The sequence below is a fragment of the Photorhabdus temperata genome (assembly GCF_025384845.1).
Classification (GTDB): domain Bacteria; phylum Pseudomonadota; class Gammaproteobacteria; order Enterobacterales; family Enterobacteriaceae; genus Photorhabdus; species Photorhabdus temperata.
In genome coordinates, this window is sequence record NZ_JAJAFX010000210.1 from 1 (window position 1) to 602 (window position 602).

Consider the following 602-nt stretch of genomic DNA (forward strand, 5'->3'; position numbering starts at 1 on the left):
ATGGAGCCATCCTTGAAATACCACCCTTGAATGTTCGATGTTCTCACCCAGGCCCGTGAACCGGGTCGGGGACAGTGTCTGGCGGGTAGTTTGACTGGGGCGGTCTCCTCCTAAAGCGTAACGGAGGAGCACGAAGGTTGGCTAATCACGGTCGGACATCGTGAGGTTAGTGCAAAGGCATAAGCCAGCTTGACTGCGAGAGTGACGGCTCGAGCAGGTACGAAAGTAGGTCTTAGTGATCCGGTGGTTCTGTATGGAAGGGCCATCGCTCAACGGATAAAAGGTACTCCGGGGATAACAGGCTGATACCGCCCAAGAGTTCATATCGACGGCGGTGTTTGGCACCTCGATGTCGGCTCATCACATCCTGGGGCTGAAGTCGGTCCCAAGGGTATGGCTGTTCGCCATTTAAAGTGGTACGCGAGCTGGGTTTAGAACGTCGTGAGACAGTTCGGTCCCTATCTGCCGTGGGCGTTGGAAGATTGAAAGGGGCTGCTCCTAGTACGAGAGGACCGGAGTGGACGCACCGCTGGTGTACGGGTTGTCATGCCAATGGCATAGCCCGGTAGCTAAGTGCGGGAGAGATAACCGCTGAAAGCATC

The 602-nt window shown here is 55.8% G+C and carries 1 rRNA gene; it reads left to right on the forward strand.

Annotated elements, in window-relative coordinates:
* Positions 1-602, forward strand: a 23S ribosomal RNA gene (locus tag LGZ99_RS24605); the annotation flags it as partial.